The organism is Bordetella sp. 2513F2 (genome assembly GCF_054642735.1).
In genome coordinates this window covers 1,829,659-1,845,063 of the sequence record NZ_CM137755.1, presented here as the reverse complement: position 1 = coordinate 1,845,063, position 15,405 = coordinate 1,829,659, and the positions used below count along the sequence as shown (strand labels likewise).

Annotated in this window: 9 protein-coding genes; 6 read left to right on the top strand and 3 right to left on the bottom strand. The window is 68.8% G+C overall.

What is annotated here, in order from left to right; genetic code table 11:
• Nucleotide 1: 1 nt before the first annotated feature.
• From lpdA to aceE, 3 genes are read right to left on the bottom strand one after another with little or no spacing between them, the layout of a single operon-like run.
• Complete coding sequence (gene lpdA, locus ACYBYQ_RS08760; RefSeq protein WP_459618358.1) at nucleotides 2–1,828, bottom strand: dihydrolipoyl dehydrogenase; 1,827 nt, start codon at nucleotides 1,826–1,828, stop codon at nucleotides 2–4.
• A gap of 9 nt (nucleotides 1,829–1,837) precedes the next feature.
• Complete coding sequence (aceF, locus tag ACYBYQ_RS08755) at nucleotides 1,838–3,514, bottom strand: dihydrolipoyllysine-residue acetyltransferase (RefSeq protein WP_459618357.1); 1,677 nt, start codon at nucleotides 3,512–3,514, stop codon at nucleotides 1,838–1,840.
• A gap of 11 nt (nucleotides 3,515–3,525) precedes the next feature.
• Nucleotides 3,526–6,234, bottom strand: a complete 2,709-nt coding sequence (gene aceE / locus ACYBYQ_RS08750; RefSeq protein WP_459618356.1) for a pyruvate dehydrogenase (acetyl-transferring), homodimeric type — start codon at nucleotides 6,232–6,234, stop codon at nucleotides 3,526–3,528.
• Nucleotides 6,235–6,560: 326 nt separating this feature from the next.
• On the opposite strand from aceE, the gene ACYBYQ_RS08745 reads away from it, so the two are divergent.
• The 6 genes from ACYBYQ_RS08745 (at nucleotide 6,561) to ACYBYQ_RS08720 (ending at nucleotide 15,383) form a co-directional block, all read left to right on the top strand.
• Entirely contained in the window at nucleotides 6,561–8,312 is a 1,752-nt protein-coding gene (locus ACYBYQ_RS08745) for a PAS domain-containing sensor histidine kinase (protein ID WP_459618355.1), read from the top strand.
• Nucleotides 8,309–8,935, top strand: coding sequence for a response regulator transcription factor (locus ACYBYQ_RS08740; protein WP_459618354.1), 627 nt, complete (start codon nucleotides 8,309–8,311; stop codon nucleotides 8,933–8,935). The genes ACYBYQ_RS08745 and ACYBYQ_RS08740 overlap by 4 nt, the downstream gene beginning before the upstream one ends.
• 11 nt (nucleotides 8,936–8,946) lie before the next feature.
• Nucleotides 8,947–9,795 (top strand): bifunctional methylenetetrahydrofolate dehydrogenase/methenyltetrahydrofolate cyclohydrolase FolD, encoded by an 849-nt coding sequence (folD, locus tag ACYBYQ_RS08735; protein ID WP_459618737.1) that lies wholly within the window; start codon nucleotides 8,947–8,949, stop codon nucleotides 9,793–9,795.
• Nucleotides 9,796–9,953: 158 nt separating this feature from the next.
• A complete protein-coding gene (locus tag ACYBYQ_RS08730; protein ID WP_459618353.1) occupies nucleotides 9,954–12,020 on the top strand; it encodes a M3 family metallopeptidase in 2,067 nt (688 codons plus the stop codon).
• 130 nt (nucleotides 12,021–12,150) lie between these two features.
• Nucleotides 12,151–13,215, top strand: a complete 1,065-nt coding sequence (locus tag ACYBYQ_RS08725; RefSeq protein WP_459618352.1) for a glycosyltransferase family 4 protein — start codon at nucleotides 12,151–12,153, stop codon at nucleotides 13,213–13,215.
• A gap of 14 nt (nucleotides 13,216–13,229) precedes the next feature.
• Complete coding sequence (locus tag ACYBYQ_RS08720) at nucleotides 13,230–15,383, top strand: amylo-alpha-1,6-glucosidase (RefSeq protein ID WP_459618351.1); 2,154 nt, start codon at nucleotides 13,230–13,232, stop codon at nucleotides 15,381–15,383.
• Nucleotides 15,384–15,405: the final 22 nt, after the last annotated feature.

Here is a 15,405-nt window from a genome sequence, read left to right as displayed (position 1 = left end):
CCTACTTCTTCCGCGTCGGCGGCAGGTCGGTGCACACGCCTTCCGCCACTTCGGCCGCCATCCCCACCGATTCTCCCAGCGTGGGATGCGGGTGGATGGTCTTGCCGATGTCGACCATGTCGGCGCCCATCTCGATGGCCAGCGCGATCTCGCTGATGAGGTCGCCCGCGTGGGTGCCGACGATGCCGCCGCCCACGATGCGATGGGTTTCGGCGTCGAACAGCAGCTTGGTGAAGCCCTCGTCGCGGCCGTTGGCGATGGCGCGGCCGGAGGCCGCCCACGGGAACAGGCCCTTCTCGACCTTGATGCCCTGCTTCTTCGCCTCGTCCTCGGTGAGCCCCACCCAGGCCACCTCGGGGTCGGTGTAGGCCACGGACGGAATCACGCGCGCGTCGAAGAAGGACTTCTGGCCGGCGGCCGCCTCGGCCGCCACGTGGCCCTCGTGCACGGCCTTGTGGGCCAGCATGGGCTGGCCGACGATGTCGCCGATGGCGAAAATGTGCGGCACGTTGGTGCGCATCTGCTTGTCGACCTCGATGAAGCCGCGCTCGGTGACGGCGATGCCGGCGCGCTCGGCGCCGATCTTCTTGCCGTTGGGGCTGCGGCCCACGGCCTGCAGCACCAGGTCGTAGCGCTGCGGCTCTTTCGGCGCACCCTCGCCTTCGAAGCTGACGTAGATGCCGTCAGGCTTGGCTTCGGCGCCCACCGTCTTGGTCTTCAACATGATGTTGTCGAAGCGCGGGGCGTTCATCTTCTGCCACACCTTCACCAGGTCGCGGTCGGCGCCCTGCATCAGGCCGTCGAGCATTTCGACCACGTCCAGGCGCGCGCCCAGCGTGGAATACACCGTGCCCATTTCGAGGCCGATGATGCCGCCGCCGATGATCAGCATCTTCTTCGGGATGGCGCGCAGCTGCAGCGCGCCGGTCGAGTCGACGATGCGGTCGTCCTGGGGCAGGAACGGCAGCTTCACCGACTGGCTGCCGGCCGCGATGATGGCGTTCTTGAAGCGGATGGTCTGCGCCTTTCCGTCCGCATCCTTCACCGCCAGGTGATGGGGATCGGCGAACTCGCCCACGCCCGTGACCACGGTCACCTTGCGGGCCTTGGCCATGCCGGCCAGGCCGCCGGTGAGCTTGCCCACCACGCTGTCCTTGTAGGCGCGCAGCTTGTCCAGGTCGATCTTCGGTTCGCCGAAGCTGATGCCGTGGGCGGCCAGCGCACGCGCCTCGTCGATGATGGCGGCGTTGTGCAGCAGCGCCTTGGACGGAATGCAGCCCACGTTCAGGCACACGCCGCCCAGCGTGGCGTAGCGCTCGACCAGCACGGTCTTCAGGCCCAGGTCGGCGGCGCGGAAGGCCGCGGAATAGCCGCCGGGCCCGGCGCCCAGCACCAGCACGTCGCATTCGAGATCGGCCTGCCCCTCGTAGCGGGCGGCCGCCGGCGCAGGGGCGGAAGGCTTGGACGGCTGCGCCGGCGCGGAGTCGGCCTTTTTATCGGCCTCGCCCTTGGGCGCCTGAGCCTTTGCATCGGCCTTCGCATCCGACTTGGCCGATTCGGCGGGCCTGGCATCGCCGGCGTCCTCGCCCGCGGCCTCGACCTCGACGATGACGCTGCCCTCGCCGACCTTGTCGCCCACCTTCACCTTCACCGACTTCACCACCCCGCCCTGCGAGGCCGGGATTTCCATCGATGCCTTGTCCGACTCGACCGTGATCAGGCTTTGCTCGGCCTTGATCTCGTCGCCCTCGGACACCAGCACCTCGATGACTTCCACTTCCTTGAAGTCGCCGATGTCGGGAACCTTGATTTGCGTGAGATTCGCCATGGGGCCCCCTTAGAGCGCGATGCGCCGGAAATCGGCCAGCAGCTGGCCGAGATAGGCGTTGAAGCGGGCCGCGGCGGCGCCGTCGATGACGCGGTGGTCGTACGACAGCGACAGCGGCAGCGTCAGGCGCGGCACGAACTGCTTGCCGTCCCAGACAGGCTTGTGGAAGCTGCGCGAGACGCCGAGGATCGCCACCTCGGGCGCGTTGATGATGGGGGTGAAGTGCGTGCCGCCGATGCCGCCCAGCGAGGAGATCGAGAAGCAGCCGCCCTGCATGTCGGCGGGCGAGACCTTGCCGTCGCGCGCCTTCCTGGCCAGTTCGGACGTCTCTTGCGCCAGCTGCAGAATGCCTTTCTTGTCGGCGTCGCGCACCACGGGCACCACCAGCCCGTTGGGCGTGTCGGCGGCGAAGCCGATGTGGTAGTACTGCTTCAGCACCAGGTTGTCGCCGTCGAGCGAGGCGTTGAACTCAGGGAACTTCTTCAGCGCCGCCACCACGGCCTTGATCAGGAAGGCCAGCATCGTGACCTTGATGCCGGCTTTCTCGTTCTCCTTGTTGAGCTGCACCCGCAGGGCTTCCAGCTCGGTGATGTCGGCCTCGTCGTTGTTGGTGACGTGGGGGATCATCACCCAGTTGCGATGCAGGTTGGCGCCGGAGATCTTCTTGATGCGCGACAGCGGCCTGGCCTCGACCGGACCGAACTTGGCGAAATCGACCTTGGGCCAGGGCAGCAGGCCCAGCGCGGCGCCGTCGGCCGAGCCGCCCGGCTGCGTGGGCGCGGCGCCCGAAGCCAGCGCGCTCTTCACGAAGGCGCGCACGTCGTCCACGGTGATCCGCCCCTTGGGGCCGGATCCCTGCACGCGGCTGAGGTTCACGCCCAGCTCGCGCGCGAACTTGCGCACCGACGGCGAGGCATGGGGAAACTGGCCGGGCTTGAGGCCCGCATCTTCCAGCGCAGCGGCCGGCGCAGGCTTGCCGCTGCCCTGGGGCGCGCTGTCGGCGGCCGGCTGCGGCGGCGCGCCGGCGGCCGGTTTGGCCTCTTCGGCCGGCCTGGCTTCCTGTGCCGGCCTGTCGGCCGCGGCTGCCCTGGCGCCGCCACCCTGCACTTGCGCGATGACGGTGCCCATCGAGACCTTGTCGCCCACCTTGACCTTCACCGACTTGACCACGCCGCCTGCCGACGACGGGATCTCCATCGAGGCCTTGTCCGACTCCACCGTGATCAGGCTCTGCTCGGCCTTGATCTCGTCGCCCTCGGACACCAGCACCTCGATGACTTCCACTTCCTTGAAGTCGCCGATGTCGGGAACCTTGACGTCGGTGACGGCGCCGTCGCCGCCGGCCTCGGCCGCAGGTTGCGCCTGGGCGGACTCAGCCGGCTTCTGCGGCTTTTCCGCCTTTTCGGGCTGCTCCGATCCGCCCGACTGCGCCGGCTCGGCCGCCTCCGCGTCGGACTCGACCTCGACGATGACCGTGCCCATCGAGACCTTGTCGCCGACCTTGACCTTCACCGACTTGACCACGCCGCCCGCCGACGACGGAATCTCCATCGAGGCCTTGTCCGACTCCACCGTGATCAGGCTCTGCTCGGCCTTGACCGTGTCGCCTTCGGACACCAGCACCTCGATGACTTCCACTTCCTTGAAGTCGCCGATGTCGGGAACCTTGATTTCCTGTTTGGACATGTTTCTCACCCTCAGGCGTAGTGGGGGTTGGCTTTGTTGGGGTTGATGCCGTATTTCTTGATGGCCTCGGCGACCTTGGCGGCCGGCACCTTGCCCTCATCGGCCAGCGCGCGCAGCGCCGCCAGGGTGACGAAACGGCGGTCGACCTCGAAGTGCTCGCGCAGCTTGCTGCGGAAATCCGAGCGGCCGAAGCCGTCGGTGCCCAGCACGCGGTATTCGCGGCCCTTGGGAATGAACGGCCGGATCTGGTCGGCGAACAGCTTCATGTAGTCGGTGGACGCCACGATGGGGCCCTCCGTGCCTTCCAGCTGCTGCGTGACGTATGGCACCTGCGGCTGCTTCTCCTGCGGATGCAGCAGGTTGTGGCGGTCGGCGTCCAGGCCGTTGCGGCGCAGCTCGGTGAAGCTGGTGACGCTCCAGACGTCGGAGGCCACGCCCCAGTCGGCTTCGAGCATGTCCTGGGCCGCCAGGACCTCGCGCAGGATGGTGCCGGAGCCCATCAGCTGCACGCGGGCCTTGCCCTTGCCCACCGACTTCAGCTTGTACATGCCCTTGATGATGCCTTCCTCGTCGCCGGGATTCAGGCCCGGCTGCGGGTAGTTCTCGTTCATCACCGTCAGGTAGTAATAGACGTTCTCCTGGTTCTCGACCATGCGCTTGAGGCCGTGCTGGACGATGACGGCCAGTTCGTGCGCGAAGGTCGGGTCGTACGACACGCAGTTCGGGATGGTGGACGCGAGGATGTGGCTGTGGCCGTCCTCGTGCTGCAGGCCCTCTCCGTTGAGCGTGGTGCGCCCGGCCGTGCCGCCCAGCAGGAAGCCGCGCGCCTGCATGTCGCCGGCGGCCCATGCCAGATCGCCGATGCGCTGGAACCCGAACATCGAGTAGTAGATGAAGAACGGGATCATGATGCGGTTGTTCGTGGAGTACGACGTGGCCGCCGCGATCCACGAGCTCATCGCGCCCGCTTCGTTGATGCCTTCCTGCAGCAGCTGGCCGTCGGCCGCCTCCTTGTAGTACATGACCTGGTCCTTGTCGACCGGGACGTACTTCTGGCCTTCCGGGGCATAGATGCCGATCTGGCGGAACAGGCCTTCCATGCCGAAGGTGCGCGATTCGTCTGCCAGGATGGGCACCACGCGCGGGCCCAGCTGCTTGTCGCGCAGGACCTGGTTGAGGATGCGCACGAAGGCCTGGGTGGTGGAGATCTCGCGGCCCTCGGACGTGGGCTCGAGCACCGCCTTGAAGGCCTCCAGGCCCGGCACCTTGAGCTGCTCGTCGGCCTTCTCGCGGCGCTTGGGCAGGTAGCCGCCCAGGGCCTTGCGGCGCTCGTGCAGGTACTTCATCTCGGGCGAATCCTCGGCCGGCTTGAAGTACGGCAGCTTCTCGAGCTGGTCGTCGGGGATGGGAATGGCGAAGCGGTCGCGGAACTCGCGGATCGATTCCAGTTCCAGCTTCTTCTGCTGGTGAGTGGGGTTCTTGGCCTGGCCCACCTGGCCCATGCCGTAGCCCTTGATGGTCTTGGCCAGGATGACGGTGGGCTGGCCCTTGTGCCGGTAGGCGGCGTCGAAGGCGGCATAGACCTTGTGCGGATCGTGGCCGCCGCGGTTCAGCCGCCAGACGTCTTCGTCGCTCATGCGCGAGACCATCTCGAGCAGCTTGGGATGCTTGCCGAAGAAGTGTTCGCGCACGAACTTGCCGTCATTGGCCTTGTACGCCTGGTACTCGCCGTCGACGGTTTCTTCCATGATGCGCCGCAGGATGCCTTCCTTGTCGTGCGCCAGCAGCGGATCCCAGTAGCCGCCCCAGATCAGCTTGATGACGTTCCAGCCCGAGCCGCGGAAGTCGCCCTCGAGCTCCTGGATGATCTTGCCGTTGCCGCGCACCGGGCCGTCGAGGCGCTGCAGGTTGCAGTTGATCACGAAGATCAGGTTGTCGAGCTTCTCGCGGGCCGCCAGGGCGATGGCGCCCAGCGACTCGGGCTCGTCCATCTCGCCGTCGCCGCAGAACACCCAGACCTTGCGCTTGCTGGTGTCGGCGATGCCGCGGGCGTGCAGGTACTTGAGGAAGCGCGCCTGGTAGATGGCCATCAGCGGGCCCAGGCCCATGGAGACGGTGGGGAACTGCCAGAAATCCGGCATCAGCTTGGGATGCGGATACGAGGACAGGCCCTTGCCGTCGACTTCCTGGCGGAAATTGTCGAGCTGCTCTTCGGTGAGGCGGCCCTCGAGGTAGGCGCGGCCGTAGACGCCGGGCGACGAGTGGCCCTGGAAGTAGACCAGGTCGCCGCCGTGGTCTTCGGTCTCGGCGTGCCAGAAATGGTTCTGGCCGCAGCCGATCATGGTGGCCAGCGAGGCGAACGAGGCGATGTGGCCGCCCAGGTCGCCGCCATCGGGCGGGTTATGCTTGTTGGCCTTGACCACCATCGCCATGGCGTTCCAGCGCACGTATGAGCGGATGCGGGCCTCGAGCTCGAGGTTGCCGGGGTGTGCCGGCTGCAGCCCGGGCGGGATGGTGTTGACGTACGCCGTGTTGGGCGAGAACGGGATGTGCGCGCCGGAACGGCGGGCCAGGTCGATCAGGCGCTCGAGCAGGTAGTGCGCACGCTCCGGCCCCTCACGGTCGAGCACCGCGGCCAGCGCTTCCAGCCATTCCTGGGTCTCGATGGTGTCTTCGTCATTGGCAGCCACGAGGGCGCCAGCCTGGGCAAGAGAGGACATCGTGTGTCTCCTGTTGGGGGTTCGTGAGCGCGCCCGCGGGTAGCGCGGACGGCGAGGTGCAGGCCGAGCCGGCGGGCCGTGCGCACACGACCGCGGTCTTGTGCGGGCTGCCAGAAGCGGCATTCTAAGAAACAAATTTAACCTGCCGCAAGGAAAATTTCATGTTGCGGTACGGCATTTCATGATACGGAATATCCTGGCACGCCCGCCCTGGCTCCGTCCGATTCTGGCGCCGCGACGGCATGCCTGACACCTTACGGCAATTGCCCCCTGGCACGGGCGATACAAAGTGGCACTAAAATGCCGGATTCACCGGCACCGCCCACATGTCCAGCGTCAAGTCCACCATCCCCACGTCGTTCCGCGACCATGCCCGCCAGCACCGGCGCGGGCTGTACTGGCTGACGCCGGCGCTCGTGCTCGTGCTCTATATATGTGTGATGGGCGCATTCTTCTGGCTGCAGCGCATCCACGACGACAGCGTGATGTTCGTCACGATAGACCAGGAGCTGCGCCAGCAGCGGCTGATCTGGGTGGTGCTGGCGCTGTCGTGCGTGATCGTGATCAGCCTGCTCATGCTGTGGCGCTATACGCGCTTCCGCTCCGAGGCCGAGGCCGCGCTGATCGCCGAGACGGGCTTCCGGCGCGCCATGGAAAACTCCATGTCCACGGGCATGCGCGTGCTCGACATGGAAGGGCGCATCGCCTATGTGAATCCGGCCTTCTGCCGCATGATAGGCTGGAACGAGGCCGACCTGATCGGCCGCAGCCCGCCCTTCCCCTACTGGGTGCCCGGCCGGCATGAGCAGCACCAGCACACGCTCGACGTCCTGATGTCGGGCAAGACGCCCTCCAGCGGGCTGGAGATCGAGGCGCAGCGCCGCGACGGCTCGCGCTTCACCGCGCGCATGTACGTCTCGCCGCTGCTGGACCCCAACGGCAACCAGATCGGCTGGATGACCTCCATGACGGACATCACCGAGCCCAAGCGCATCCGCGAGGCGCTCACGGCGGCGCACGAGCGCTTCATGACGGTGCTGGAGGGCCTGGACGACGCCATCTCGGTCACGGCCGACACGCACGACGGGCTGGAGCTGCTGTTCGCCAACCGCACCTACCGCAGGGTGTTCGGCGCCCAGACCGGCGGCCACGACGAGCTGCTGGCCGGCCGGCGGGGCCGCTTCACCGACGAGTCGGTGGAGGTGTTCGCCCCTTCGGTGCAGCGCTGGTTCGAGGTGCACCACCGCATGCTGGCCTGGACCGACGGCCGGCGCGTGCGCATGCAGGTGGCGCGCGACATCACCGAGCGCCGCAACCACGAGGAGGCCTCGCGCCTGCAGCAGGAGAAGATCCAGCTCACCAGCCGCCTCACCACGATGGGCGAGATGGCGTCGTCGCTCGCGCATGAGCTCAACCAGCCGCTCACCGCCATCGCTAACTACAGCATGGGCGCCGTGGCCCTGGTCAAGGCCGGCCACACCAGCCCCAACATGCTGCTGCCGGCGCTCGAGAAGGCCGCGGCGCAGGCCGAGCGCGCCGGCAAGATCATCAGCCGCATCCGCGAATTCGTGAAGCGCAGCGAGCCGCGCCGCCAGCGCGTGGCGATCCGCCGCATCGTCGACAATGCCATCGGCTTCGCCGAGATCGATGCGCGCAAGCGCCGCATCCGCATCGACAGCTTCGTGCCGTCCAACGCGCCCGACGTGCTGGCCGACCCCATCCTGATCGAGCAGGTGCTGCTGAACCTGCTCAAGAATGGCCTGGAGGCCATGGAGCACAGCGAATCCGACGAGCTCAAGGTGGCCGTCATCCTGCACGAACAGCACATCGAAGTGGCCGTGGTCGACCGGGGCCACGGCCTGGCCGAGCCCGAGCGCCTGTTCGAACCCTTCTTCAGCACCAAGTCCCAGGGGCTGGGCATGGGACTGAACATCTGCCGTACCATCATCGAATCGCACCATGGCCGCCTGTGGGCGGATCCCAACCCGGCCGGCGGTACGATTTTCCGGTTTACCCTGCCCTGCGCAGCGCCACAAACGCAACCGCAGCCTGATCAGTCCGAGGAGTTGCACGCATGAACACCCCCCACCTGTCGAGCACGGTATTCATAGTCGACGACGACGAGGCCGTCCGCGATTCGCTGCGCTGGCTGCTCGAGGCCAACGGCTACCGCGTCCGCGCCTACGCCAGCGCCGAGACCTTCCTCGACGAGTACGACCCCAACCAGGTGGGCGTGCTGATCGCCGACGTGCGCATGCCCGGCATGAGCGGCCTGGAGCTGCAGGAGCAGCTGATCGCCCGCCAGGCGCCGCTGCCCATCGTCTTCATCACCGGCCACGGCGACGTGCCCATGGCGGTGTCCACCATGAAGAAGGGCGCGATCGATTTCCTCGAGAAGCCCTTCAATGAATCCGACCTGCGCGAGATCGTGGCGCGCATGCTGGAACAGGCCGTGCAGCGCGTGAGCAAGTTCCAGGCCCAGAAAGACCACGAAGCCATGCTGGCGCGGCTCACCGCGCGCGAGCAGCAGGTGCTCGAGCGCATCGTGGCCGGCCGGCTCAACAAGCAGATCGCCGACGACCTCGGCATCAGCATCAAGACTGTCGAGGCGCACCGCGCCAACATCATGGAAAAACTCGAAGTGACCACTGTTGCCGACCTGATGAAAGTTGCCCTGGCCAAGCCCGAGACCCAGGCATGAGCGCAGAGCCGATGACCGCCCGCATCATCGACGGCACGGCGCTGTCGCAACGCATCCGCGAAGAAGTCGCCCAGCGCGTGCAGGCCCTGGCCGCCCGCGGCATCCGCCCCGGCCTCGCCGTGGTGCTGGTGGGCGAAGACCCCGCCTCCCAGGTCTATGTGCGCAACAAGGTCGCCGCCTGCGAAAAGGCCGGCCTGCACTCGGTCAAGGAGCAATACCCGGCCGACATGACCGAGGCCGAGCTGCTGGCGCGCGTCGACGCGCTGAACCGCGACCCGTCCATCCACGGCATCCTGGTGCAGCTGCCGCTGCCCCCGCACATGGACTCGCACAAGGTGATCGAGGCCATCTCCCCCGAGAAGGACGTGGACGGCTTTCACGTCAGCAATGCCGGCCTGCTCATGACCGGCCAGCCGCTGTTCCGCCCCTGCACCCCCTACGGCGTGATGAAGATGCTCGAATCCGAGCAGGTGCCGCTGCGCGGCGCCGAGGCCGTGGTCGTGGGAGCCAGCAACATCGTGGGCAAGCCCATGGCGATGCTGCTGCTGCAGGCCGGCGCCACCGTCACGCTGTGCAACTCCAAGACGCGCGACCTCGGCGCCCAGACGCGCCGCGCCGACGTGCTGGTGGTGGCCACCGGCAAGCCGGGCATGATCACCGGCGACATGATCAAGCCTGGCGCCGTGGTCATCGACGTGGGCATCAACCGCGGCGCGGACGGCAAGCTGTGCGGCGACGTGGATTTCGCCTCCGCACGCGAGGTGGCCGGCGCCATCACGCCGGTGCCGGGCGGGGTGGGCCCCATGACCATCGCCATGCTGCTGGTCAACACCGTCGAGGCGGCCGAGCGCCGCGCCTGAACGACAGCGGTGGCGCCAGGCGCTCCGGCGCCCGGCACCGCGGCCGCCTGCCCCGTTGCCGGGCGCGGCCGGGGCTTGCATCCCTCCCGATCGCCCCCAACTAGTTGAAACACGGCCCCGCGCGTGCGGGCCTTTCCCGGTCTTTCCCCGATACCACGATGACTCCCAATCCCCTGCTCGCCCCCGCCTCCGAACTGGTCGACTACGCCCGTGTGCTGCCCGAGCACATCGTCCCGGCGGTGGAGGCGCTGCTGGAAGAGGCCAGGCAGGCGGTGGAGCACGCCGCCTCGCCCGACCTGCCGCCCACCTGGGAAGCGGTGGTCGAACCGCTGGACGGGGCCACCGAGCGCCTGTGGCGGGCGTGGTCGGTGGCCGGCCACCTGAATGCGGTGGTCAACACGCCGGCGCTGCGCGAGGCCTACAACGAGGCCCTGCCCAAGGTCACGGAGTTCTCCACCTGGGTCGGCCTGCACGAAGGCCTGTACCGCCAGTACCAGCGGCTGCGCCAGGCGCCCGGGTTCGACGTCTGGCCGGCGGTGCGCCGGCGCATCGTGGAACTGGCGCTGCGCGACTTCCGCCTCAGCGGCGTGGAGCTCCAGGGCGAGGCGCGGGACCGCTATGCGGCCATTTCCGACCGCGAGGCGCAGGTGTCGCAGAAGTTCTCCGAGAACGTGCTCGACGCGATCGACGCCTGGTCGCTCTACGTGGACGACGCGGCGCGGCTCGACGGCCTGCCCGCCGACGTGCTGGCGGCCGCGCGCGACGCCGCCGAGGCCGACGGCAAGCCGGGCTTCAAGCTCACCCTGAAGATGCCCTGCTACCTGCCGGTGATGCAGTACGTGCGCGACCGCGAGCTGCGCGCCACGCTGTACCGCGCCTACGCCACGGTAGCCTCGGAACAGGGCGCGCCCGAGTTCGACAACTCCGCGCTCATCGAGGAGTTGCTGGCGCTGCGCGCCGAGGAAGCCGGCCTGCTGGGCTACGCCAGCTTCGCCGAGCTGCGCCTGCAGACCCGCATGGCCACCAGCGCCGCGCAGGTCACCGACTTCCTGCGCGACCTGGCCCGCCGTGCCAGGCCGTACGCCGAGCGCGACCTGGCGGCGCTGCGCGAATTCGCCGCCAGCGAACTCGGGCTGGCAGACCTGCAGCCCTGGGACGTGACGTACGCCGCCGAGCGCCTGCGCGAGTCGCGCTACGCGTATTCCGAAGACGAGATCAAGCAATACTTCACCGAGCCCACCGTGCTCCAGGGCCTGTATTCGGTCATCGAGAAGCTGTTCGACGTGCGCCTGCGCGAAGAGCCGGTTTCCGCCTGGCACGCCGACGTGCGCGGCGTGCGCGTCGAGACGCCGGCGGGCGGGCTGGTGGGCCACCTCTACCTGGACCTGTACGCGCGCGCCGGCAAGCAGAGCGGCGCCTGGGTCGACAGCGAGCGCACCCGCCGCGTGGCCGGCGGCCGGCTGCAGACGCCGGTGGCCTACCTCACGTGCAATTTCTCGCGGCCGGGCGACGGCAAGCCCGCCCTGCTCACCCACGACGACGTCATCACCCTGTTCCACGAGACCGGCCACGCCCTGCACGCGCTGCTGTCGGAAGTGGACGAGCCGGCCGCGGCCGCCTTTGCCAGCGTGGAGTGGGACGCCATCGAGCTGCCTTCGCAGTTCATGGAGAACTTCTGCTGGGAATGGACGGTGGTGCAGCAGCTTTCCGCCCACGTCGAGACCGGCGAGCCCTTGCCGCGCGCCCTCTACGACAAGCTGGTGGCCGCGCGCAATTTCCAGAGCGGCATGCAGACGGTGCGGCAGATCGAGTTCGCGCTGTTCGACATGCTGCTGCACTCGGGCTCCCGGGGCTTGCCCATCGGCGAAGTGCTGGCGGTGCTGCAGCAGGTGCGCGAGGAGGTGGCGGTGCTGTTCCCGCCGGCCTGGCACCGGTTTCCGCACAGTTTCTCGCACCTGTTCGCCGGCGGCTACGGCGCGGGATACTACAGCTACAAGTGGGCCGAGGTGCTGTCCGCCGATGCCTACGCGGCCTTCGAGGAAGCCGCCGCCCGGTCCGGCGCCGACGCCGGCACGCTGGACCCGGACACCGGCCGGCGCTTCCGCCGGGAGATCCTGGCCGTGGGCGGAGCCCGCCCCGCGGCCGACTCGTTCCGCGCCTTCCGCGGACGCGAGCCCAGCATCGACGCGCTGCTGCGGCACAGCGGCATGGCCGAGCCGGCCTGATCGCAGGGCCCGGAAGCGGGCACGCCCGGCCTCTTGAAATCCGCGCCGGGCGCCCATATTCCTTGTGCGGCCGGACGGCCCGCAACCCGCCGTCCCTCTCCGCTTTGTTCATTGCTCAGGAACTCGACCGATGAAGATTGCGCAGATCGCACCCCTGTACGAAGCCGTCCCGCCGCGCCTGTATGGCGGCACGGAACGCGTCGTGGCCCACCTGACCGACGCACTGGTGGCCCTGGGCCACGACGTCACCCTGTTTGCCTCCGGCGATACGTGCACCCGCGGCCGGCTCGTGCCGGTGCGCGACCAGGCGCTACGGCTGGATCCCGCTCCCCTCAAGTCCGATGTGGCCAGCCACCTGGCCATGCTCTACGAGGTGCGCGCGCGGGCCGCCGAATTCGACGTGCTGCATTTCCACGTGGATCTGCTGCATTTCCCGCTGTTCGAGGAGATGGCCGGGCGCACGCTCACCACCTTGCACGGACGGCTGGACCTGAAGGACCTCCCCGAGGCCTACCGCCGCTGGCCCGATTACCCGCTGGTGTCCATCTCGGAATCCCAGCGCGAGCCGCTGCCGTCCGCCAACTGGATCGGCACCGTGCACCACGGCATGGACCCGGCCCCCTACCGCCCGCCGGCCCGGCCGCGCGGCGACTACCTCGCCTTCCTGGGCCGCATCTCTCCCGAGAAGCGGCCCGACCGCGCCATCATGATCGCGCGCCAGGCGGGCATGCCGCTGAAGATCGCGGCCAAGGTGGATGCGGCCGACCAGGCCTATTTCCGCCAGGCCATCGAACCCCTGCTGGACGACCCGCTGGTGGAATTCATCGGCGAGATCGGCGACCACCAGAAATCCGAATTCCTGGGCAATGCCCGGGCCCTGCTGTTCCCGATCGATTGGCCCGAGCCCTTCGGCCTGGTGATGATCGAGGCCATGGCCTGCGGCACGCCCGTCATTGCCTGGCGCCAGGGCTCGGTGCCCGAAGTGCTCGAGGAAGGCGTCACGGGCTTCATCGTCGACGACATCGAGCAGGCGGCGGCAGCCGTGGAACGCGCCGGCTGGCTGGATCGCCGCCGCGTGCGCTCGGTGTTCGAACGCCGCTTCACCGCGACTGCGATGGCCGGGCGCTACCTGCGGCTCTACCGGCAGCTGCAGGGCGAATCCTCCAACGAGGCGCTCTTCGCGCAGAGCGCGTGACCACGGGGGTGGCCATGGCATCCGAAGCGATGACCAGCGCAGCCCAGCCCGCCGGGGCCGCGCCCCGCGCCGGCGCCCTGTTCGTGCTGAAGGAAGGCGACACGTTCCTGGTGGCCGACGCCTACGGGGACGTGAACGGCGGCGGCGACGGGCTGTTCCACAACGACACCCGGCTGCTCTCCCGACTGCACCTTCGGCTGGCGGAGCGGCGGCCCGCCCTGCTGTCGAGCGGCGTGAGCCAGGACAACCTCTACTTCACGGCGCACCTCACCAACCAGCCGCTGCCGGCGCTGGGCGCCCCCGCGGCCACGCCGGAAGGCGTGGTGCACATCGAGCGCAAGCGTTTCCTGTGGCAGGGCCGGATCTACGAGCGCATCCAGCTCGCCAACTACAGCGATGCGCCGACGCACGCGCCGCTGGCCGTGCATTTCGCCGCCGATTTCCACGACATGTTCGAGGTGCGCGGGCAGCAGCGCGCGCAGCGCGGCACTCAGACCCCGCCCGAAGTGGACCCCCGGGGCGTGACGCTGCGCTACCGCGGACTGGACGGGCTGGCCCGGCAGGTGTCGGTGGACTTCTCCGAGCCGCCGGCCCGGCTGGACGCCGGGCTTGCGGTATTCGACGTTGCGCTGCCCGGACGCGCCGCGTGGCTGCTGTATGTGGAGATAGGCACGACGCGCGCCCAGCCTTCGCGCCAGCGCTACCGCCAGGCCGCGGCGGCGGCCTGGCGCAGCCTGCGGCAACGCAGGCGCCGCGGCGCGCGGCTGGTCGCGCCGGGCCGGCTGTTCCAGTCCTGGCTGGACAAATCCCGTGCCGACCTGGCCCTGTTGACCACGGAGCTGCCGACGGGCCTCTATCCGTATGCAGGCATCCCGTGGTTTTCCACGCCCTTCGGCCGGGATGCCATCATCACCGCTCTGCAGACGCTGTGGCTGGATCCGGAGCTCGCGCGCGGCGTGCTGGCCTTCCTGGCGCACAGCCAGGCGCGGGAAACCTCGCCATTCCGCGATGCCCAGCCGGGCAAGATCATGCACGAGACCCGCAAGGGCGAAATGGCTGCCGCCAACGAGCTGCCGTTCGGCCAGTATTACGGCGGGGTGGACACCACGCCGCTGTTCATCATGCTGGCCGGCGCCTATGCCCGGCGCACCGCCGACCGGACATTCGCCGAGACCCTGTGGCCGGCCCTGAAGGCCGCCGTGCAGTGGATCGAGGCCAATGCCTCGGCGCATCCCCATGGTCTGCTGACCTACGCCCGTGCCGAGGCCAGCGGGCTGGCGAACCAGGGCTGGAAAGACAGCCACGATTCGGTGTTCCACGCAGACGGCAGCGCGGCCGAGGGGCCCATCGCGCTCGTGGAAGTGCAGGGTTATGCCTACCGCGCCTACGAAGACATGGCGGCGCTGGCCGACTGGCTGGGCGAGCCCGACGCCGGGCGCCACTGGCGAGGCCTGGCAGACCAGTTGCGCGAAGCCGTCGAGCGCAACTTCTGGCTGCCCGACCTGCAGTACTACGCGCTGGCCCTCGACGGCGCAGGCCAGCCCTGCCGCGTGCGCGCCTCCAATCCCGGACACCTGCTCTACGCGGGCCTGCCCCGGCGAGAGCGGGCGGCGGCCGTGACGCGGCAACTGATGTCGCGCGCGCTCAACAGCGGCTGGGGGCTGCGGACGCTGGCGGTGGAGGCCGCCCGGTTCAACCCCATGTCGTATCACAACGGCTCGGTATGGCCCCACGACATGGCGCTGTGCGCCGCAGGCATGGCGCGCTACGGCGAGCGCGAGGCCGTGGTGCGTCTGCTGGCCCAGCTGTTCGAGGCAGCCGCGCATTTCGGCATGCGTCTGCCGGAGCTGTTCTGCGGCTTCGAGCGCGTGCCCGGCGAGGCGCCCACGGCCTATCCCGTGGCATGCCTGCCACAGGCCTGGGCCTCGGGCGCCGTATTCATGCTGCTGCAGGCCTGCCTGGGCGTGGAAGTGGACGGCCAGCGCCGGCGGGTGACGATCGCCCACCCCTGGCTGCCCACCGGCATCGACCGGCTGCAGCTGCGCCGGCTGCAAGTGGGATCGCACTACCTGGACCTGGTCTTCCAGCGGCAGGGGGCGCGCGTATCCGCCTTCGTGGAGGATCGCGGGCCGGCCAGCCACGACGTCCAGGTGGAGGTTCGGCTGTAGCGGGGCCGGCGCGCTAGAATCG